Source organism: Mesorhizobium sp. LSHC420B00, assembly GCF_000503055.1.
Lineage (GTDB): Bacteria > Pseudomonadota > Alphaproteobacteria > Rhizobiales > Rhizobiaceae > Mesorhizobium.
Genome location: NZ_AYVY01000035.1, coordinates 33,816 through 55,113, shown reverse-complemented (window position 1 = coordinate 55,113; position 21,298 = coordinate 33,816). Strand labels below are relative to the sequence as shown.

Annotated in this window: 14 protein-coding genes and 8 pseudogenes; 8 read left to right on the top strand and 14 right to left on the bottom strand. The window is 60.3% G+C overall.

What is annotated here, in order from left to right; genetic code table 11:
- Positions 1-601: 601 nt before the first annotated feature.
- Both X760_RS75560 and X760_RS75555 read right to left on the bottom strand, forming a co-directional pair.
- Positions 602-1,639, bottom strand: a pseudogene (locus tag X760_RS75560) (IS110 family transposase); the annotation flags it as partial.
- 7 nt (positions 1,640-1,646) lie between these two features.
- A pseudogene (locus X760_RS75555) lies at positions 1,647-2,118 on the bottom strand (ATP-binding protein); the annotation flags it as partial.
- A 71-nt stretch (positions 2,119-2,189) separates the two neighbouring features.
- Between X760_RS75555 and X760_RS77465 the strand changes: the two are divergent.
- Positions 2,190-2,299 (top strand): annotated as a pseudogene (locus X760_RS77465) (IS630 family transposase); the annotation flags it as partial.
- Here the strand turns inward: X760_RS77465 and X760_RS78390 are convergent.
- From X760_RS78390 to X760_RS73920, 4 genes and pseudogenes are all read right to left on the bottom strand, one after another.
- Complete coding sequence (locus tag X760_RS78390; RefSeq protein WP_245278734.1) at positions 2,268-2,573, bottom strand: hypothetical protein; 306 nt, start codon at positions 2,571-2,573, stop codon at positions 2,268-2,270. The pseudogene X760_RS77465 and the gene X760_RS78390 overlap by 32 nt on opposite strands.
- 166 nt (positions 2,574-2,739) lie before the next feature.
- On the bottom strand, positions 2,740-3,150 hold the full coding sequence (locus tag X760_RS78385) for an ATP-binding cassette domain-containing protein (RefSeq protein WP_023722206.1): 411 nt from the start codon (positions 3,148-3,150) through the stop codon (positions 2,740-2,742).
- Between the two features lie 998 nt (positions 3,151-4,148).
- A pseudogene (locus tag X760_RS78970) lies at positions 4,149-4,337 on the bottom strand (hypothetical protein); the annotation flags it as partial.
- A gap of 386 nt (positions 4,338-4,723) precedes the next feature.
- Positions 4,724-6,499 (bottom strand): right-handed parallel beta-helix repeat-containing protein, encoded by a 1,776-nt coding sequence (locus X760_RS73920; RefSeq protein WP_023722204.1) that lies wholly within the window; start codon positions 6,497-6,499, stop codon positions 4,724-4,726.
- Between the two features lie 332 nt (positions 6,500-6,831).
- Between X760_RS73920 and X760_RS76770 the strand changes: the two are divergent.
- The 5 genes and pseudogenes from X760_RS76770 to X760_RS77460 all read left to right on the top strand — a co-directional run.
- Positions 6,832-7,108: pseudogene (locus X760_RS76770) on the top strand (DegT/DnrJ/EryC1/StrS family aminotransferase); the annotation flags it as partial.
- 53 nt (positions 7,109-7,161) lie between these two features.
- Positions 7,162-7,331, top strand: a pseudogene (locus tag X760_RS78380) (IS630 family transposase); the annotation flags it as partial.
- Between the two features lie 411 nt (positions 7,332-7,742).
- Complete coding sequence (locus X760_RS69115; RefSeq protein ID WP_023722202.1) at positions 7,743-8,564, top strand: response regulator transcription factor; 822 nt, start codon at positions 7,743-7,745, stop codon at positions 8,562-8,564.
- Between the two features lie 90 nt (positions 8,565-8,654).
- Positions 8,655-8,914: pseudogene (locus X760_RS69110) on the top strand (PIG-L family deacetylase); the annotation flags it as partial.
- A gap of 232 nt (positions 8,915-9,146) precedes the next feature.
- Positions 9,147-9,443: a hypothetical protein gene (locus X760_RS77460; protein ID WP_023722200.1), complete on the top strand. Its 297-nt coding sequence runs from the start codon at positions 9,147-9,149 to the stop codon at positions 9,441-9,443.
- A 927-nt stretch (positions 9,444-10,370) separates the two neighbouring features.
- Here the strand turns inward: X760_RS77460 and X760_RS0139725 are convergent.
- The 7 genes from X760_RS0139725 to X760_RS69080 all read right to left on the bottom strand — a co-directional run bounded on the left by X760_RS0139725 (position 10,371) and on the right by X760_RS69080 (position 16,551).
- The gene (locus X760_RS0139725) at positions 10,371-11,033 is read right to left on the bottom strand and encodes a response regulator transcription factor (RefSeq protein ID WP_245278738.1); all 663 of its coding nucleotides are present in this window, start codon (positions 11,031-11,033) and stop codon (positions 10,371-10,373) included.
- Between the two features lie 1,060 nt (positions 11,034-12,093).
- Positions 12,094-12,798, bottom strand: coding sequence for a Crp/Fnr family transcriptional regulator (locus X760_RS69100; protein ID WP_023722198.1), 705 nt, complete (start codon positions 12,796-12,798; stop codon positions 12,094-12,096).
- Between the two features lie 462 nt (positions 12,799-13,260).
- Positions 13,261-13,935, bottom strand: coding sequence for a protein-L-isoaspartate(D-aspartate) O-methyltransferase (locus X760_RS69095; RefSeq protein WP_031195007.1), 675 nt, complete (start codon positions 13,933-13,935; stop codon positions 13,261-13,263).
- A 192-nt stretch (positions 13,936-14,127) separates the two neighbouring features.
- Positions 14,128-15,300, bottom strand: a complete 1,173-nt coding sequence (locus X760_RS69090) for a site-specific integrase (protein WP_023722195.1) — start codon at positions 15,298-15,300, stop codon at positions 14,128-14,130.
- A complete protein-coding gene (locus tag X760_RS69085) occupies positions 15,290-15,706 on the bottom strand; it encodes a type II toxin-antitoxin system VapC family toxin (RefSeq protein WP_023722194.1) in 417 nt (138 codons plus the stop codon). Before X760_RS69085 ends, X760_RS69090 begins: the two co-directional genes overlap by 11 nt.
- The gene (locus tag X760_RS0139720; protein ID WP_031195006.1) at positions 15,706-15,948 is read right to left on the bottom strand and encodes a type II toxin-antitoxin system prevent-host-death family antitoxin; all 243 of its coding nucleotides are present in this window, start codon (positions 15,946-15,948) and stop codon (positions 15,706-15,708) included. Before X760_RS0139720 ends, X760_RS69085 begins: the two co-directional genes overlap by 1 nt.
- 372 nt (positions 15,949-16,320) lie before the next feature.
- Positions 16,321-16,551, bottom strand: a complete 231-nt coding sequence (locus X760_RS69080; RefSeq protein ID WP_023722191.1) for a DUF982 domain-containing protein — start codon at positions 16,549-16,551, stop codon at positions 16,321-16,323.
- Between the two features lie 157 nt (positions 16,552-16,708).
- Between X760_RS69080 and ligD the strand changes: the two genes are divergently transcribed.
- Positions 16,709-18,487 (top strand): DNA ligase D, encoded by a 1,779-nt coding sequence (gene ligD, locus X760_RS69075; RefSeq protein ID WP_023722190.1) that lies wholly within the window; start codon positions 16,709-16,711, stop codon positions 18,485-18,487.
- 634 nt (positions 18,488-19,121) lie between these two features.
- A pseudogene (locus tag X760_RS75540) lies at positions 19,122-20,005 on the top strand (hypothetical protein).
- A gap of 758 nt (positions 20,006-20,763) precedes the next feature.
- Here the strand turns inward: X760_RS75540 and X760_RS69060 are convergent.
- Positions 20,764-21,024 carry a hypothetical protein gene (locus X760_RS69060; RefSeq protein WP_156948263.1) on the bottom strand — a complete coding sequence of 87 codons (261 nt, stop codon included), beginning with the start codon at positions 21,022-21,024 and terminating at the stop codon, positions 20,764-20,766.
- Positions 21,025-21,298 lie beyond the last annotated feature (274 nt).

The following is a 21,298-nucleotide window of genomic DNA, read 5'->3' as shown; positions in this document are numbered from 1 at the left end:
CGTTTCAAGCACCTGCAAAAGCAGCGGGTATATTGCCCACCATAAATCGATCATGCAGTGGACAAAGTTGTTACCCCAGGCTACGCTCGTTCGAGCCTTTGACTGCGTGAAGGCCCCAACGTCCCGTTGTTCGAAATCCGGAACTGCAGCGGGAATCCAACGTTCGACGACCTATGGAACCGGAGCTTTTCCCTTGGCCGGTGCTGGTCAGATCGCGCATTTCGCTGATTTTGAGCAGCCATTTCACGCGGTGAGCGCTCATTTCATTTGATCGTGAGTAGGTATTTCACGCGATCATGAGCGGCCGCTTCGCCCGACCTGTTCATTGATTCAGGTGTTTGCGGCTGCGTCAAGAGCATGGGCGCGAGCGTTGTGTTTTTCGCATCTTTCTCCGGTGAGTTGAAGGCGGTGAGCGTTCACATGGGGAGTAGGTGTCAAGTCGATTGAAGCAAAGTCGATCTCCCTCATTGCATACGGTTCCAGGCTTGGGCCCAAACTACCTGACACGGCTCGCTTTGCCGAGCCTGATCCAACTCACATTCGGTCGCCGTTTATTCCGGTCGCACCAATATTCCGCGTTCGGCGGGCTGAGCCCAGGATGACGGGACCATTTTGCCAATGNTGCCGAGTCCGGTTGGTGCCGCAACCATAGCCAGGCCAGTTGGATCAGCGTTGTTCGGAATCTTGGATTGCCCGCCTTTGATACGCCTTGCTCCCGGTCGATCGAGCCGCTTTGCCAGGGCGTCGGCGCGAGGCCGGCATAGGCGGCGACTTGACGGCGGTTGTCAAAATGCCGGAACAGCCCCTCCGACCAAAGGGTGTTGGCGAATTCCGCACCGAGTCCTTTGATCTCAAGCAGCATCGTGACCGGCGCAGGCTTCCGGCTTCGTGCTGTCAGCGGTCTGCGCCGCGATGAGCGTATCGCGTTCATCCTCGATGATCTTGATCTGATTGATGACCAGTTCCAACCGGTCCAGCTCCCGGCTGATCTGGGCCTTCATGTGCCGTGGCAGTGTATTTCCATCTCCCGTCCGCAACTCTTCGAGTCGCTGGCGGCGATTTTTGTAAACTGGTTCGTAGTCGGTGATGCCTTGCGAGAACAGCAGGCCCTTGATGCGATTGACATGCGCGACGCGTTCGACCATCAGCGCCTTGCGTTCCCGGGCAATTCGCCGCCGGTCCTCATCTTCACGGGATATCGTTCTTACCATTGAGCATACGCGCGGCTCTCCCCTCTTAAAGGCCAGCAAGACGCAGTAGCGCCTCGCCATCGATGCGATCAGTTTTCACACGCCGATGACAACGTGGCGTGGCGATCGACGCCGGGTCCACAACGTGGCTCTCGATGCCCTCTTTCACGAGAGCCCCGGTGTATCCAGAAGCCATCGAGACCAGCCTCCTGGATCGTAATGATCGTATAGCTCTGCCCGGTCTTGGCGCGGCTTCTCTCCCGCAGCTTCGAAAACAAATCAAACAGCCCGGCAATGTTGCCGGTTGCTATGGGATACTTCGACATCTTCTCGCCGTTCCCCGGCAACACCGCTGTAATCAGCCAGGTTGAACGGGACAGTTCCATCGAAACGAAAATTGCCGCAAGATTGATCTGGATGGCGGCAGCGGGTCTTTCGGTCTTGAGCATCGGGGCCTCAGAATGAGTGGTTGGTCGTACGGCCAATCATTCTGCAAAAACGCTGGCCGGCATCCATCCCGTGGGATCTGTGAACGAGGCGATCCAGAATCGCATCACCGAGCGTGGGATCGCCGATGACGTCGTGCCAGTGCTGCACGGGGATTTGGCTGGTGACGATTGTGGAAGCGCGGCCATGGCGATTCTCGAGGATTTCCAGGAGGTCGCGACGCTCGGCGGGGTTGAGGACCGACAGGCCCAATCGTCGGGAATGAGGAGTTGAACGCGCCTGAGCGTCTTGAGCAGGCGGCCATAGCGCCCGTCGCCCCGCGCCAGCGCTAGCGCCTCGAAGAGACGCGGGACGCGATGATAGAGCACCGATCGATTGTCGCGGCAGGCTTTGTGGCCAAGGGCGCAGGCGAGCCAACTCTTGCCCAGGCCGGTTGCAAATTCTCGTGGCGGTCGATCCAATCGCCGCCGACGAGGCGGACGATGGCATCGTCATTGGGGAAGATGCCGACGACCGGTCCTGCGCTTGATCTCGCCGCTGAGACGCTTGACAGCCCGCAGACGCCAGCGCTGGCGGTCGTGGCAGGGCGGCCTCGATCCAGACGGCTCGTCTTCATCGACGAGACCTGGATCAAGACCAACATGGCTCCGCTGCGCGGCTGGGGGCGAGGGGCAAGCGGGACGAGACGAGAACATCACCCACGATGCCGCCCGCAAGGTGCTGAACTGCCTTGCGGTCGGTTTCGACCACAACTGTACCCGAAGCGACAACCGCGCTGTCGAGGCTGGCCAGACAGGCCCATCCGCCGAGGATACCGAAGGTCAGCACGACGACGCCAAGGCCGATCCGCGCGGGCTTGTGCCAGTCGCCGGAGAGGTTTGCGTGAGATGGCTCGTGGGTTGTGCCGGCAAAACCCGGCTGTTCGGAAATCCGCACGGAGGGGGCTCGCGCCACTCGTCCTGCATGCAGGAGCGCCGATAGCCCCACTGTGCTTATACGAACTGAGGCAGCCGTCGAGCGGGCAGTCCGCAGGAGCTCGCGACCGCGCGCTATCGTTGGGGCAATTTTTGAGTTGTCAGGCGTCATCGTTGAACTCGGCTGGCTACGCATCGGCGCGTGGCCGCATGAGAGATGTCGCGGCTGCTGCCGGCGGTCCGGCGCGCCCGCCGTCCCATACAGGCCGCCGCGGTGTCGACGCTACATTCGGGCCAACGAGCGATGGCAGCAACTGCTCCCGACGGCCCATCTGTGCTACCCGTCCGTCTTGCAGAATGATCATTCGATCCACCGCGGACAGGAGGTTCGGCCTGTGGGTCACGATTACAACGGTCTTTCCGTCTCTCCGCAGCCTTTCGATGGCCTGGACCAGTGCTCGATTGCCATCGCCGTCCAAATTGGCATCAGGCTCATCGAGCACGACAAAGCTCGGCTTGCCGAACAGGGCTCGCGCGAGACCGACCCGTTGCCGCTGCCCTCCCGACAGTCCGACTCCATCCTCCCCGATCTCGGTCATATATCCGTTGGGGAGGCGCTGGAATCATCTCGTGCGCAGAGGCGTGTGTTGCCGCCTCGATCACCTGCGCATCGGCCGCGTCCGCTCGGAAGCGCGCAATGTTGTCGCGCACGCAACCGGAGAACAGCTCGATATCCTGGAGCGCGGTGCCGAGTTGGTCCGGACCATAATGGCGCAGATCGTCGCCATCGAGTCGCACGCACCCTTGCGCCGGCGGCCATGCACCCACAAGCGAAGTCTTCAGCGTGAACGTCGCGCCCATGACGACCGGCGTGTTCGTGCCGGGGCGAGGACGAAAAGGTTCTCGACGGAAACCGTACCCCTGACGTCAGGCAGACGCACGAGTCCGGCAATGGGCGGTTCTCCTGGAATATGCGCTCCAGGCGCGCATGGGCGCTGCCCGCGGACAGCGGATACCGGTGCACCATGACCGGATAGCGGCTCCATTCCCAGCCCCCGGCCGCTACCGTGCGGCCGTTCCCAAAGCGGCCTGACGGCGTGCTACGAACGGCTCGCGATGGCGCAAGATGTCGACGAGAGCCGAAGTACGATCGTACGATCGGGTAGGCTGGCGTGGAAAAGGCGGGGCTATGGGCTCTGGATGCCCGCGCATCTGCCTTCCTGCTGGTTAGGAGAGGAAACAGCCGGCCAGGCGGTTAATTGGCCGACAGACGGGTGCTCCCGCACCGCAAGCGGACGCGTTTGACTGGAGAGAAGCAAGCACCGGTCTCCTGCGACTATAAAGCTTGCCGCAGCGCATATGCGGAATCGGCGGCTCCTCCAGTGACGATAGAGCTGTTCCCGACCCGCTACGCAGATCTGGGCCTTTAGCGGTCCGACCGGATCGTAATGCCCGCCTGAATAACTCGGAATTGCACGAACTTGTCTCAGTGCCGAGGCGTTCGCTCCTTCAAGGATCAGAGTATCCGTTCGACGAGAAGCCATGTCGCGCAATCGCGACGCCGGCGACCCAGGCGCCGGCAATGACGCAGTCGCACGTCATAGCCCTCGGGCAGCTCCAGGATGAAATCGTGAACGCCGGCGAGCGATGCCCGCTTCATGGCATAGCCGGATCGGCGAGCGCGATGTTCTCGCGAATGGACCGGTTGAAGAGCACGTTCTGTTGCAAGACGACGCCGATCTCACGTCGAAGCCAGGTTGGGGTCGACCACCGGCACATCGATGCCACAGCAGCATCACAGGCCAGCTCGCTTCGACACAGCATAGGCCTGCGCCGCAAGGCTTAGGAAAGACGTCGCTCGATGACCGAAAGAGCCAGTTCCTCTCGACGCCACGGCGTCAGACGGGCATTCTTGTGGATGTTCATTTAGTACCCTCCGGTGAGAGCAAGCTTGGTAACTCCAGTCTCCTCGGTTCGGTCCGCATGGACAACTACGGAAAACTCACAAGTCGAGTCCGTTCCATCCCGATGACATCGGGATGGAACTCCATTGAGCGTGATCTTCTCCGAAAACCGGACTCCCGCCTTTGGTAAGCTGACTTCGGTTCGGGATCATGGCTTTGAGGTGCTGTTTATCCAGTCCTTATCTGGCCACGGCAGCCCCGCGTTCCTTCAGGTCACATAAAATGAGGCTGCGGCGAGCGAGAGATGTGGGGAAAGGGTGGCGAACTGGGTTTGAGATGCGCCGCCGGCTCCGTCGCTGTCGAAAGAGAGCGCCCCGGTTGCACTGTCGTAGATGATATGATCGGAACTGTCATGCGCGGCTGTACCAACAAAGAAAGCTTTGGATGGAAGCCCTCCCGGCTGAAGCCCGGTAAAAACGGTATCGCTGAGATGGAACGTGTCCTGGGAGCGTTTGAAGTCGGTGATCTTATCGACATTGCCGGCTCCAAGAGCAGTATTGAACGAGAAGGCATCGTGGCCTCCGTAACCGGTCAAGACGTCGGGGCCGAGCCCGCCATTGATGACATTGTTGCCGGCATTGCCCTGGATGGTCTGGGCGAACTCGTTGCCGGTGAGGGAAATCGCCTTCGTGCCGGACGGGTTGTTGGTGGCCAGATGCTCGATCTCCGAGCTGGCCGAAAGCGCATAGCTCACCGAGGCGATCACACTGTCGTTGCCGCCGCCCACTGCCTCAACGACCTTCTCGTTGGCATTGTCGACATAGTAGGTGTCGTTGCCGCCATAGCCGATCATGGTGTGGCCGCTGGTTCCGTGGAGTATATCGGTGCCGCTGGTGCCGTACAACGTGCCATCGCTGGTGCTGCCGGAAGGAGCGACAGTCCCGGTCCCAGACCCGGTCTCCGTCGTGCTAGTGGTTGGGGGAGTGACGCTCGCGTCCGTGACAGTGTCGGTCGAGCTATCCGCTGCGTAGTCCCAGGTGAACTGGTTATCGACGTGTGCCACTGGGGTGGCCGTGGGATCCTCGTGCACGTCGGCCACGACCGCCTTTGACGCGTCCCAAATGATGTTGTTGGGATTGCCAGGGTTGGTGTAGGTCGAGTTCAGGATGCTGACCCCACCGGAGCTTACATTCCAGATCAGTCCATTCGACGAGGGAACCCCGCGGCCTTGATCCTCATCGATACCGTCGAACGACCTCGTGTGATCGAAGGTCACATCGCTCGCGTAGGAAGAGAACGCGCCATTGCCCTGATGGATGGCGTCAACGTGATCCACCCTCCCGCCGGTCGATCCGTTCTCGAACATGACGGCCACGCCGGTCTGAGAGTTGTTACCGTCGATCACCCCATTTGAGATCGTCGTATTCGGGCTGCCGTATACCGAGACGATGTCCTCAGGATGCGAACTGCCGGCGTCGTTGACGGCATAGAAGTCGGTTAGCGAACTATTGCCCGAGTTGTTGAACTGGACGAACTGACCGCGCGGCATTGGGCCATGGAAGTCGTAGCCATCGACGTGTGAAAGACTCGCGCCGGGCGAGTTCACGAGATAGATGCCAGTCGAGCCTTCCCGCACCGTCGTGTTATGAACGGTCAGGTTCGAAGCGTTTTCTGCCTTGATGTTGTTGATGTCTGGGCTCGTCTCGGGGTCGATTCCCGCCGGGGGGGCGGCGTTGATGATCTCGGTGTTCTCGATCGTGACACCGTTTGCGCCCGATACCATCACCCCGTCGCCCTCGACGTGATGAATAAGACAATTGCGCAGGATGACATTGTCGTGCGTAATCGTGACCGCGTCCCCGTTGGTGACGTAGATGTCAAGATTTTCAATCACCTGGCCGTCGTACTCCGATTGGATCGGTGTGGTGGTATAGGTAAGACCCTGCGCCGGCTGCGTGGTTGCCGTCGATGCGGAAGCGGTGGAAATGGGAGCCTCGGTCGTCACTCGGCGGCCTCCGTCGTCGCGCGTGAGTTGTTCAACCATTCCGAGTGTGTCAACAGTATTTCCTTGTCGGAATTCATCGATCTCATGTGTTTCTCCAGTTAGATTTAATCATCATAAGTATCTCTCAGGACGCTCATCGACAATCTATCCGAAATTCTGCCAATACAACCAGAAATTCGCATCTGGACATATAATGTTAACCTTCATGACCATAATACGGCGTGGATAAGGCTATACTGAGACTCTCCCGGGCGATTGGCGCTGCGTTCAAGCTTGTGCCTACGTCGAATTGCAAACGTCGTCTAGTATCTCGGATCACGCGTGAACTTACCCCCGAGGAGCAGGAGGCAAGGTCATGCATGCTCGTCGGCCAACACAGCATGAGCGTTACCGATGCGGTCAGGCACGGCTCGAATCAGGTGATCTACGAGGGCTATCCTGAATTCGGCTACAATTACCGCCTGACCGACCTGCACGCTGCCATCGGCGTGAGCAACTGCAACGGCTTCCCGCATTCGTCACGCGGCGGGGGCAGCTTGCAGCGCAATATGGTGAGAGCGCCTTCGCGACATCGCCGAACTGGAAACGCCTGCCGAGCCTTGCTGGACTCGCAGCAACTGGCAAAAAAGCTACTGTGTGAAACTCCCCTACTGGTTCGACCTGCGGGGCCATCTGCCCCCGGAAGGGAAGGGCGCGGGCCTTTGCCCTATTGTGATACCGAGGCGATGCGGGAGCACCTCGCCGAGATCAGCCGGAGCGTCGACGACGGCGCGCATGCGGTGCTCCTCTTGATCAGGCCGGATGGCATGTGACGCCGAAACTCAAGGTGCCGGACAACATCACCCTGACGCTCCTGCCGCCGCGCTCCCCCGGCGCCGTGGTTCTGCGCCCTGCTACGTGGATGACCTGATGCACAGCTTGACGCGTCAGATGAATTAAGGCGAGAATCGATCAAGCCGTCAATCTTGGCAATCATATCGAGGTAACCATAGCGGACGGGCCGTCCCATGTTTTCCTTTCATCGGCCCGCCGGAAACCAAGCCCCGGTAATCCTCGCGGCCGCGCAATCCTTTGCCACGATGGGCTGAGTCGGTGAAACCACGAGCTCGGGTTCTTGACCAAAAAGCCCCAGGCTGAAGATCCGGGATACGCCTCGATGATGCTGCCCTACGCCTAAAGAGGGTATTTTGGTGTACGGTTTTCCTGGCGTAAAGTTAAAAGAAACTGTGCGGTTGGAGCGCCTAATCGACGCGTGTATCCCAATCACGCCGGGTGAGAAGCGATGATGACAAGGCAATCTTTCATAACCGTGCTTGTCGGACCGAGCGAGTTACTTCGAGAAGGTCTAAGTCGAATCCTGAATGAAGAAGATTTTTGTATTCTTTTCTCTTCGGCTTCTGTTAACGATCTTTTGCAGAAGCCGCTGCCGCGTCACCGGTCGATCTTGCTAATCATAGATATCGGCGGTGCTGATGCGGAAGCTGAATTCGCGCAAATTGTTGAGTTTAAGGCGATTTACCCAGCCAGCCATGTCGTTGCGCTAGCTAATCACTGTCGCACGGCCGACATAGTCTCAGCTTTTCGTGCGGGGGCTGACGGGTATCTGACAAAGATCGATGCTTACGATACCTTCATCAAAGCTCTCGAATTGGTTATGCTTGGGCAAACGGTGTTACCTGCGGAAACTTCGACGTTTATTCAAGATATAAGGCATGGTCTAAAACATGACGTGGTAGCTGATGAGTTAGCAAAGGTGGTTGTTAAAGTGGAGCATGATGATCAAGAACTATCAATTTTGTCAAATCGGGAAAACTGCATTCTACGTCGCCTAATCGAAGGGGAGTCTAACAAAGCTATCGCGCGCGAAATTAACATTGCCGAAGCTACAGTGAAGGTACACGTCAAGGCCATCCTTCGAAAGATTCGGGTCCGCAACCGTACACAGGCTGCAGTTTGGGCGATGAACCATGGCATGCTTACTCCAGCGTCCGGCAATGGCCCGTCGGGGACCGAAAGGACGGCAACTCAGCCTTCTCACCATCCGCAAGAGCTACTTGAAGCACAAAAGGAGTATCACCTTCTCAAGACCATTCATCCGGTGTGACCGCCACCCCGTCTTGACGTATCGTCCTTCGGGCTGCTGATACCTGCATTGTGCTGCCGCACGCGACGTGGTGTTGACCCGGCCAGGTTCGACGTCCATCAGGACCACCGGGAGGTCAACCAACTGACCTGGAACGTCTTCCGCGATCATCTGGTGCTCGAATACGATCCCGAAATGGGACGGCGACCTTTGCCAGCCCAATGCCTTACGTGCCGCTCGCGGCCGACGTGCTGGAACGCAAGATCGAGTTCCTCGACAAGCACTTCGGAACGCAGCGCTCCAAGGACTGGTTCGACCGCGAGACACTCGCTGGGCTTGCGAGGTTGCGTGACATGGAATGCCAGGCACCGAGCATTTCGCCGAGGCTTTCACGGTCCGAAGCAGTTTCACACATTCTCTCGGAAAAAACTCACCGGGAGACCATCGAAAAATCGAGTGGGACTTGAACTCACCGGGCGATGTGCTAACTAATTCGTCTACAGCGGTTCGGCACAAAGACATCTACAAGGAAAGACAGTACAGAACTAGCCTTTCGAGCCGACCGTTTTTACTATCCATTTTGAAGTTGAGGGATTCATCAAAGTGGGCAAAGAAAACATTGCTCCTGGATTTTCGTTCAAGAAAGCCCGGATCGGAACGGTCGAGGGTGGAGAATCCGGCGTTCTGGTGTGGAAATGGGACCAACTCGTCGCGGTCCTTACTCAGATCGACGAGGAAGCCTACTCCACGAAGGGCAAATGGTTCCTCGAGACAGGGTTCGGGCTGCTAAGCGGGCAGCACAAGAATTTCGATACGATCGAAGAAGCCATAAGATGGGTGGCCAGACACACTTTCCCCGACACTGCAGATGGATCGGCGGATTCAGTGGCAGGAAGTTAACCCGATTTGCTGTCAGCTTCCGACCTGGCGGAAGTGCATTTCAAGCCGTCGACCGCGAGGCCAGTCTCCTGTCGGCGCGAACTTTTTGGCTTTGCGTGCCGATGCAGGTCCCAGCGAAGCCTTTCGGCCCGGTGTCTGATGCATACCCTCACCGGCGGGACCTACACCCGTTTGTCAGACGGCCGTCATCTTATTGGTCCGCAACCGAAGTGAGGTCGTGCCCATCACCGCCAGTGCACCGTCGGCGCTCTATCGTCTTCATGACAGCCGCCTCGTCGCGGGTGTAGCCACGACGAGAGACGGCATGGGCACTCCACGCCTGAATGTCTTGCAGGGAACAGGGGACGGTATGTCTGCGCCGGCTTGCCGGTGGGGTCGAGCGTGGAGAGCTTCTGCGGCATCTCGTATTCGACGTACTGTTGCACCCCAACGGGCTCGAGGAAGCCCGGCGCGAGGACGGGATACTGGTCCTCGCCTTTCGCCGACGTGTGGCTGCCGCCCGGGATCAGTTCACGGCCGCGTTCGTGCAGGGACGGATTTGCGAAAACGAAGGCTTTGCTCAGACATGCGGACCTCCATTCCGGCAGCAAGGTCTACATGCTCGGCTGAGGATTTACGCGTTCTCTATAAGGTCTCGGTTAGCCCTTGTGGTGGAAGCCCGAGGAGGCGGACCACTGCCTGTGACACCGCGCCCTTGGAACAGCTTTCCAGAGGACTGCAGAACAAGATCATCGTAACGAAGCCGCGCGTTTCGGAGCACCCCGCCAAATCCCCCTACAGCATACTATCAGGAGGCTCGGGGCAACCAACCGCACCCGGGCAGGGGCCGCTGTGTCTCGGGCGGCTCCCGGATGCCATTCACTGCAACGGAGATCCCCCGACTTTCACAAACACGGGCCCGCCAGGATTCACCGGAGGCGGGCAGTCTTATTGCTTGGGATACGCTTCAGCAAGAGTTCCTTCCGCGAAGAGATCGTTGACCTTGTAGGCGACTTCCGTGCGATTGGTCGCCTTCAACTTCTTCATGATATTTCGGATGTGGACCTTCACGGTGCTTTCGCGCAGGTTCAGTTCGTAAGCGATGATCTTGTTCGCCTTTCCGCGCCGGAGCGCTTGGGCGACCTCGGCCTGCCTGAGCGTGAACATGCCTTTCAAAGGCTGCGTGTCGCGGCTGTCTGAACCTATCAGGTGGCGCATGCAAAGGACACTGCTCGCCGGGACGAAGATGCCTCCCGCTGCCGCAAGGTTGATAGCCTCTACACAGACATCGATTCCGACCGAGGTCGGAATGTAGCCGCGTGCGCCGCATTCGAGAGCGGTCAGTATGTGTGCAAGATCTTCGGTGTCGGCCAGGATAACCACCGGGACCGATTTGAATTCGGACGATATATGCTTAATCTCATCTGCGATGCCATGATCGGTGACCTTCCGGCCGCCAAGGTTGAAGAGAATGGCTGCAAGGGAAGGGGCCGAGCCCTTCTTCACGCGCCATTGATCGATCGAACCCATGGCGGCGATTTCCATGCCGAGTTCGTGGTCCGCGAGGGCCGATGCGAGACACTCGCGGTCCAGGGCCCTTCCGTCCAGGATAAGGAGGCATCCCCTGCCTGCTTGGCCGTGGACGCTTTCCGTTCCGCTGGACGGGACTCCTGACCGATTGGCCGAAGTGTAATGGTGCTGTCCTGCTGTGGAACCCATATCAATCCCCGATCTTTCGCACACAAGCCGCTTTGCGGCTGCCAAAACGGCCCATTCTCTCGCAATCTGAAAGTTTGAATACCCAGCCCCATGTTTGAATGCCCTTGTGTATCAATACCTGTGTATCAATACCCAGCCTCGTGAAGCGTGAGGCCCACCCCAGCTCGGGAGTCTTCAGCAGTTCTTCGCTCCTAGCGAGAACAGCTTGTGCAGCGTATCCTCTATTCATAAGCGTTCTCTAACATAAGTTAATTTTTGGTAGATTCCTCGTCGACGGTCTCGCCTGAGAGGGCACGTGTCGAGACTGCGTCACCCTGCCTTGAAGGTCCCGCGAGTTCGATCGTGACGCGCGGGAACGGCGAGATTCAATCTCTTTGGCCATGCGCCAACCGTTGAAACGATTTCCGACCGCTCAAGGAATGCCAAGCAGTGGGATACGTCTACGAGGCTGATTAACTGGGTTGGCGATGATGACACTCTCAGGAATGGGACCGCTTAGCCGACCCCAGCCCCAGCAGCCATTCGAGGGGGGATCGGTAGTTCATCGCGATTGTAGACGAGAATTCTTGAAGGTGGATATTGGCATGATCAGGACGCAGCTCGAGGCATCGGTGCCCCAGCGGAGGTCCGAGAACACCCGTCGGTATCTGCCGTAGTGTATGGGCAGCTTGCACGTAGTTCGGCAGCACGGTCTCCTCATGTGACAGGCCATGGTTGCCGTCGGTCATAATCGGGCCTTTGCGGCTGCCATCGTCAAGATATACTGCGACCCCGCCAGGTAAGCCGCGCACTACCAGTCGGCCGGAAACATCGTCTGGAACTGCTCCAGCGACGGCGGGCTGTCGTCTTCCAACAGAAATTTGCTGATGGGCGCTGCCGCCCAGCACCGCGCCGCAGGGGCGACGCGAACGACCCGCTAGAGACAGTTGCACCCGAGCTAGAGGGAATAACCTTACCTGAGGTACTCGCTGTCAAATCCGGCTGTTTTGACCAGCTTCTTGCGGTTGATCACCTCTACATGCCCTGCCTTAAAAGCGACGAGATCAGCCTTGCGTAGTTCCCTCAACGTTCGGTTGAGGTGAACGGTGGTCATTCCGAGGATGTCGGCCAATTCATGCTGGGTAAGGGGACAATCATATCTTCCATCGGCCGACAGGCCAACGATCGAGAGCCTCTCCTCCAACTCGAGCAGGAAATGGGCGGTGCGGCTCATCGCGTTCCGCCGCCCGGCATTCATGAGATGTTCGGCAAGGATGGCGTTCAGTCGGGCCAGGGAGCAGGCGATCTTCTTCCCGAGGCTGCCTTCCGACAAAATGGCCTCTGTCAGTTCCTTGCTGGAAATTTCATAAACAGCAAGTTCGGTTATGGACGCGAGGGACGCTAAACAGGGTCCGTCCACGGAACGGAAACCGACAATGTCCCCCCGCAGAGGAGTGTCGATGATCAGCCGTTCTCCGTCCAGTAGTCCGCGATAAAGGAGGGCCCAACCCGATTTTACGATGAATATCCCATCGTTGTGGTCATCCTGGCGGCATATCACGGAATGGGGTTTGTAAATTTTTGCGGTAACACCGAGAAAATCGTTGTTCCCCCAATCGTTGTTCGACAATGTCCCCCCCACGGGATACGAGCGTATGAACTGCAACAGTGTCTGCATGTTGCTTCAATTCCCGCACAATCTACAATAATTTCTCCCGCACGAGTTTGACAGAAGGACCACCCACGGTAGAGGCAGCATGGCCTACTGTCCTCGTCTGTTCGAATGAGGTAGACTGCGTTTAGATCAAGGGGTTGCAAGCATCAGAAGTCTTCCGGCTTCGGCGAGACGATCTACGCCAAGCCCTGCAGAAGTGTGGTGAGATCATTGCTCAGCAGCAGCTAGCCTGCACGAAGCAAGGGCGGAGCCTATCCAGACTCGCATCTTTACGAGCACTTCGGGCTCGTACGTCTGACCCGACTTGGACGTGGCGTGTCGTGGCTGAAGGCGTGAGTACTTGTCCGAGAGCCGGATGCGGGAGATCTGCAGGTCCGGTTCGATGAGCGGGGGGCGAAGAAACGCGGAAGGCTGGCATCTGATTGACGGTCGGAAACGCGCGGTCGCGCCAGTTGTCGCACCTCATTAGACCGTTTCGAGCCGGCTGAACCGAACCGGGATGAGTTTGCGAGTCTTCAGTTGCCCTGCCGAATCCTTGTCGATGACCGTCAGCAACTGCACATCTTCAGGTCCCACAGGCAGAACCAGGCGTCCCCCCGGCTTGAGCTGCTCAAGCAAGGCCGGCGGCGCCCGCCCAGCCGCCACGGTGACCAGGATCTTGTCGAATGGGGCGTGCTCAGGCCAGCCGCGCGACCCGTCTCCGACACGAATGCCGACATTGGATAAGCCGAGGCCCTGCAGCAGAGCCTCGGCATGGCTTGCGAATTCCTCGATGATTTCGACGCTCCAAACTTGCCCGGCGAGCTCCGCGAGAATTGCGGTTTGATAGCCCAGGCCGGTGCCGATCTCGAGCACCGCCTCGTGCCGTTGCAGCGCGAGGAGATCGGTCATGAGAGCGACGATGAAAGGCTGCGAGACGGTTTTATCGAAGCCGATCGGCAGCGGCATGTCCTGGTAGGCATAAGGTGCAACCGAGGCTGGCACGAAGAGATGCCGCGGCACTCGCCGCATCGCTGCCATCACCTGCTCATCGAGCGCCGCCTTGCCGAGTTCTTCGCTTGCAAGGTCGGTATGGATTGCAATCATCTCGACCATGTGCCTGCGTAGGACCGCGAGGTGCTCTTCGTTCATTGGCTTCATGACGGTGGGGCGCTCCTCAACCAGCTTGCTGCCAGAGAGCCTTATATCCTGTTCGTCACGGTAGCGCCCGCGATCATTTCCATTACGGGTGCCCAGGGCAAGCGTGGGTGACAGTCACAGTCTTGGCAGGCTATCGCCGGCGGCGACTCTTGAGATTCTGGGCGCGCCGCAAGGGTCGGATCGATCTGCGACTCAGACGATTATCCGCGCCGCCCGCCCGAGCGTGCGTTCCGCGTCATTGTAGTAGTTCGAGGCCTGCTGCACAGAGCGATGCTGCGACTGCTGCATGGCTTCGGGCAACGGAATGCCGCGGCGTGCGGTTTCGGTGAGATAGCCGGAGCGCAGGCCGTGGGCGGAGAAGGCTTGCGGATCGAACCCGGCCTCGGCGATGCGGCGCTTCAGGATCAGATTGACGGCCTGCGGCGTCAGGGCGCGCGCTTCGAGATTGCCCCAGCGGTCGATGCCGCGAAACACGGCGCCTTCAGTGACGCCGGCGCGCTCGAGCCACGCTCGCAGCACCGTCACCGGCCGGCCGACGAGCAGCACGAAAGCGTCGCCATCGGCCTGTGTCGTCTTGGTCCGGCCGAGCCGGATTTTTAGGCAGGGAATTTTTTGCCCCTCTGAATCCTTGGGATCCGCGGGCACCGGCTCTTCTTCGATGAGCTGTTCGACGCGGAGGTCAGAAACCTCGCTGCGGCGGCGACCGCCCGAGGCGAAGGCGGTGATGAGCAGCGCGCGATCGCGCATGTCGACGAGGCGGTCGCCGGCGCAGGCCTTCAGGAGGGCGGTCAAAATGTCAGCGGTCACCGCTTTCTTGCTCTTGCGGTTCCGCGGCCGGGCGCCGGCGCGCACCGCTAGTCTGATGGCGCTCTGCAGCCCCGACGCGTTGAAGTTTCCGACAAGTCCGCGCCATCTGGTCAAGGTGGACCAGCTCGACAGGCGCCGGCGCACGGTGGACGGCGCATGCGGTCTTTTTGTCACCCGTAACAGGCCCTGGGCTACCAGCGACGCCGCTATGTCAGCCGGCATGCCATGGGTCGGATCACTCTCGCGCCGGGAAGAATCCCACAGGTGGTGGGCGACGAATTTGATCAAAAGCGTTTCCGGCGCCGGCCAGGGCAGCGGAGAACCGGTGGCGGCAAAAGACCATGCCTCGAGATAGCCAAGGTCGGAGGCCAGCGCGCGGAGAGAGTTTGCGCCGATGCCTTCTTTGGCCAGGTGGCGCAGCGTTGCGACATCGTCGTCGGTCAGGATTTCGGCCAAAAGATCGCGCCGGTCGAAGGGCAGCACCGAATCCAATGCGTCGAGCGCCTCGGCGCGTCGAACACCATTGCCAGGTGGCCGAGCGACGAGGTCAGTTGCCATTGGCGAGCGGTCCGAAAATGTGGACTCCCTTGCCGCGCGCGGCAACGGCGAACTTGCGATCGAGGGTCGCCAGCGGCAACTCGGTTTCGATGGCCAGCGCAAGGTAGGCGGCGTCATAGGCACTGAGACCGTGCGCGGCCGCTAGCGCCAGCACCGCGCCGTCCGACCCGCCGCCGGCGTCCTCCAGCGGCAATCGGCGCAGCCGTGCCATGGCGGTGGCCGCTTCGCCTGCGGCGATGCGGCTACGCCGCTCGGCCATCAGCACGACACTGCGCGCCTCGTGCCAGAACAGCGGGGGCACCGGCGATCGCCCCGTCAGGCCGGCAACCAGGGTCTCGGCGACCGCGCTGTGCTCCTCCGGCAGCAGCCAGGCCGCGGCTATGGACGCGTCCAGGACGAGACGCATCAGTAACGGTGGCCTTCATGCTTCCAGGCCAGAATTTCCTCGGTGGTGACAGGTTTTGCGTGGGCCCGCGCGGCGCGGACCTCTTCGATCAAGGCGCCCAGATCCTGGTTTTGGGGAAGGCGGGACAGCTTGGCAATGGGATCGTTGCCGCGCGAAATGATCACCTCCTCACCGGCCTCGACCTTAGCGAGCAGTTCCGAAAGGTGGGTTTTGGCCTCGCCAATTTTCACCGTGATGGTCATTGTTTTGTCCTCGTAGGAGCTTGCTGTGCTGTAGCGCGCTATGCGACTCGCGTCGCGCTGAGCCCAGCCATGCACGACAAACACGGTTCTGCACCACGATAGCGCCGATTCCGCAGATTGGTCAAGCCTTGGTCTGATCGCTATCGATAAGAGGTAATTATCGATAGTGAAAAGGCCCGAGAAAATCTCCTTCAAGTCAGCTTAAATGCCGGATAGCTTGACTATCGCTGAAGGCGCAGCGGTAGTCGGCAAGTCAATGGTCCTCGCTTGCCAGTTCTACGACCGCCGCCTCGCTGCAGAGCCGACGATGCTCTTTGTTAGGTTCGTGCCCAACCAAGAGTAGGGCTTTCGGTAGCAGATGCTAAGGAGGCACTAGGTTTCCCTCTTCCTTGGCCGCTTCGAGAACGCCCTGCGGACCACTTCGGGTTTCACCTGATCGATCATGGCATCCATGCAGAGCTGCACTGCGCTGTGCCACTTGGGGCCACGCTTGGTCCACTGCAACAGTTGCTCGGCGGCTCCCTCGACGTTGTTGCACTGATAAGCAATGCCAGGACGGGTGGTCCTTACGGAGACCGGCGGAGAGAACCAATGGAGCGACATTCGTACATAAGCGACGGCTTAGCTAAGAGTTCCCTCAACCACGCCCGGTTCGAGCAAGGATCAGGTAAACCGGCTCGGGGCCTTACTCCTCCGGCCAGCCCTGTTGCGGAACCTATTCACTGGCCGCAAGGTTTGGGTGGAAGGTCAGGAGTGTGCCATGAGTTCCAAAGCTGGGGATGGCCAGCTCTCTTTCAATGAGTTCCAGTCGCCCACGCTGGTCGAGAATGCGCCCGAGGGCGGCGAATGGCTTCACGAGATCAAATACGACGGCTACCGCACCGAGCTGATCATTGAGGGCGGTAAAGCGCGGGCCTTCACGCGTCGTGGCTACGACTGGTCGCATCGATACCGACGAATTGTTCAAACAGCGGCGGGCTTGCCGGTGAAGGCGGCGATCATCGACGGGGAGGCTGTCGTTCTCGGCGACAGCGGCCTGCCGGATTACCAAGCCTTGGAACGGGAGTTGGGCAATCCAGACTCGGCGAGGCTCATCTTCTACGCGTTCGACCTGCTGCACCTCAACGGGCGCGATCTACGACAGCAGCCGCTGGTGAGGCGCAAGGCAGCCCTAGAGAAGCTGCTTAAGAACTCAGCGCCGACACTGACCTATGCCGAGCATCTGGAGGTGAGCGGCACGGACGTGTTTGAACATGCCTGCCGAATGGGCTTGGAGGGGATTGTCTCCAAGCGCACCGATGCCACGTACCGCTCGGGTATCCAGACGAGTTGGCTCAAAGTGAAGTGCATCAAGAGCGACACCTTCCCCATTGTCGCTTTCGTGGAAAAGCTCGGCGCTCACCCGCGCCGGATCGCATCGCTCTACATAGGCCGTCGCGAGGGCGACCGACTGCTCTATGCCGGGAAGGCTCGCAGCGGCTACACCTTGAGCGCTGCGCGACTGGTTCGAGAGCGGCTTGACCCGCTGATCATCAGCAAGTCGCCTCTGTCAGAGCCCATTGTGAAACCGAAGGCGACATGGGTCAGACCAGACGTGCTGGCCGAGGTGCAATTCAGTGGCGTAACAGATCGCGGCGTGCTGCGTGAAGCCGTGTTCAAGGGTCTGCGAGAAGACCTCGTGGCGATCCCGGCCAAGCCTCCTGCGCCATCAAAGCGACGTGGGCCAGCCCGGGAATATGGCGTTCCCAGCGAGAACATCCTGCAACTGCTGCCCGAGGCGGTCTCGCCGTCCAAAGAAGAGCTTGCGCGCTATTGGCAGAGGGTTGCCGATCACGCACTCGTCCATCTCGGCCACCGACCGCTGAAGCTGGTCCGCCATGCTCTCGGCGCAACCTTTTACCACAAGGGCGCGCTGCCGAAGATCCCGCCAGCAGTGCATCAGTTGCGCGTTCAGAAGCGCGAGGGTGGCGAAGGTGTGCGCGTGTGGGTGGACGACCTTGCCGGCCTGCTAGGGCTGGTCGAGATGGATGCTGTAGAGCTGCATCCTTGGAATGCCACCGTTGATGACATCGAGCATGCCGACCGCATCGTTCTGGACCTCGACCCGGGTGAGGGGGTCGAGTGGGATGAGGTCATCCGGACCGCGCTAGCGCTCCGCGACATCATGGAACCAGAAGGTCTGGAGAGCTGGCCGAAGGTGACGGGCGGCAAGGGAATTCACCTGATGGCCCCAAGTGCGACGAAGATCACGCACGACAATGCCCGGCTCCTTGCCCGGTCGTTCGCCAAGGGCCTCGCTGAAGCTCATCCTGATCGCTATCTGCTCTCCGCCGCACCGGCAGCCCGAAAGGGCCGCATCTTCATTGATTACCTCCGCAATGGGCGCGGCAACACGGCGGTCGGCGCCTTCTCCCCACGAGCGCGACCTGGCTTCCCAATCGCTCATCCCGTGACCTGGAGCCAGGTTGAGGCAGCCATCCGTCCAGATGCCTTCACCATCGACCGTCCGTTCAGGGCGGCCGTCAGAAAGGCAGCGTGAGGATCAAGGGCAGGAAACGAAATTCCCGGCAGGGATTTTTGTCAGCAGTCGGCGAAGACGCCTAGCCGAACAATGGATCACTCAACTATTTGCCGCAGAGGTCGAGCTCTATCCAGGCGAGCGCATGCTCACTCGGCTTTTCCCAACCTCGCAAATCAGCGTCCACGCCGGCATCACGTACCCTGTTCGAAAGTGATGGGCTCACGAGGAGATGATCCATCCGGAGGCCGGAACTCCGATCATAACCGCCCCGGTAGGAGAAGTTCCAATACGTGTAGATGCCTTTCTGTGGATGGATGCGGCGGACGGCATCAATCCAGCCGTTACCCAGCATTTCGGCGTAGGCTTGCCGGCTCTCCGGAAAGGTGACTGCGTCCGCCTAGCCAACGTCTCGGCACCACGGTTGCCACGAACGAGCTTTTATCGGCCGCACGGCCGCAAGCCGCTCTCCCATCTGGTTTAGACATTGGTCATCCTCTCGGCTCTTCCTAACCGCCGAGCGTGGGAAAAGATTCACTTCGCCGGTCTCGAGCATCGGGGATCACTTCAGGCGCCATATTCCGCGGAGTCCGTCAGGCTGGTGAACTTTTAGGGCCGGCGCTGCGTTCCGTGCAGCGAACTCGGTTGATGCACAATGACGGAATCCAACGCTCGTCCCGCGCCGCAGAAAAAGGATGCACGTGGTGCCGAAGCCCGCTTTTCGTTCGATCGAATGGCGATCGAGCGGTTTCAGCAAACCTTTCCGCGTGCCAGATGGAGCGACGAGCGCAGCAGCTGGTTCGTACCCGGCAAGACGGCGGCCCGGCGGATCGACCGCTGGCTGGCGCAAGAGGCAGCGCTACGGGCGCCCCATGACATAGCAAGGGACGCGATGCCTTCGCCTTCGACCCAATATCGAGCCAGTATCTGGAGATCGCGGACGACCTCCGCATTCGCACCTCTTATTCGAGGACCGTGCTTGAAGAATTGCGCGCTGTTCCGTGGGCGAGTTGGGACGATGAGTTGCGGGCTTGGAGAGTTCCGTTCCGCTCATATGAAGAGCTACGGCGCCGATGGCCAAGCATCGAAAAAGCTGCGCAGCATGCCGAACCGGAGGAGAGGAAACGGCGACGAGCAGCCGCCAGGAACACCGAAGCATATAAAGCCGCACAAAAGCGGGCTGCTGAACGCCGGCGCCATCGCTATCCGCTGCCAGCTCAAGATCTACCTACTCTGGGCCGCGCTGTCGCAACCGAGCAGTACGGGATTGTCGTCTTCACTGAAATTTCCGGTGAACTGGTTGAGCTATCCGACGCAGCCGCCTTCTACCCCCGCGCAATGCCTGCGAACGGCGACTTCGTTTGGGGCGGGTGGCGTTCGGCTACGCTGGCCGAACTTGTGAGCACATGGCCCGCTCGGCTATCCGCCGGGCCGACCGAACGCTTCAGAGGCTGGTGGAGGCCAACGCTCGCCGAACTTAGAGTTGCCCGTCGAAAAGCCTGCGGCAGTGAGCGTAGTAGGCGAAGTCGCGAGCGGTAGATGCGGCGCTCACATCCGGCGTTAAGGCGGCCGCAACACACGGATTCTTCGGTCGGGCGGAGCTTGGGCAGGTCTACTGCTGACTGATGGCGAACGCCTTGGGTCCAGCCTGTGTGGAAACGCATTGATTTGGTAAAGTGATTCCCAGATCAGAGAGGGGAGTCGGGTATCGCTTGGAAGTTAACCGCAAGAATTGTCATATCGCTCCTTAGCAGCGTGGAGAAAATGTTCGTCGCTGGATACCGCCCCTTACAAGGCGGAAAGGGCACCGCGGCGGAAATGACAAACCCGCCGAGCGCGAGGCGCGGCGGGCGGTCACGCGTCTCGCCAGGCTGGGCGGGGGCTTGGGGTTACGCCTGGTGCAGCCCTGTTCCATGCCGGCGAAGCCGACTGACAGCGCGCGTGGTCAGGTGCCGGCCGCTGAAGGCGGCTCGAGCGTCGACGATGCGGAGACCCACACCCGTCCTTGAGGCCATGCAGCGTGCCAGTCTTAGCGACCCCCGGCCGGGCGTGCCGATCGGCGAGCTGATCGCCCGCCTGCCAGCCCGTCTCCGCGCCATGACACCTCCGAAAACAGGATCCTAACCGTCCTACAATATCCTCGGGGGTGTGGGGGCAGACAGCCAGGCAGACAGCCCCCACGGGGTAGCTCACCGCCCCAGCCGGCGCAGGAGCCGCCAGCTGAAGTAGAGCAGGGCCCACAGCACGGCCGAGGCCAGCCAGCTAACTGGTGAGCGTGACGGTCAGGCCGGCGAGCGTCAGCGCCGAGGCGCCGAGCACGGCGAGGAGGCCCCGGAACCCCTGCCGAACCGCGCCGACAGGCGCGTGAACCGGCCCATGTCCGCCGCGGATGTCCACAGCTTCAGAACATCCGCCGTGGCGCGGTAGCCTTGCGCCTTGGCGACGATGCCGAGGAGGTCGGCGGCGGCTGTGCGCAGGGTGGCCAACGGGGCAGGGCGCAGCACGCCCCTAAGCGTGGCGCAGGCGGCGGCGAGATCGCCGGCCCTGGCGAGAGTCACCGTNGGCGAGATCGCCGGCCCTGGCGAGAGTCACCGTGGCGCGCAGCGCCTCGCCATCGACGGCGTCGCCGGCGAGCCGCACCAATTCGCCACGCAGCGGCTTCGACAGCCGGCCGCCCTTGCTGGCGGCCTTGAGAACCGTGGCCCCGACGCGTGCCGGCGTGGTGGCGCCGAGGATGGTCACCGTGACGACCGCGATGGTGAGCCCGACGGCGGCGAGGCCGAGGATGACCGGGTCATAGGCGGCGCCGTCGAGATAGGCGCAGCCTTCGTG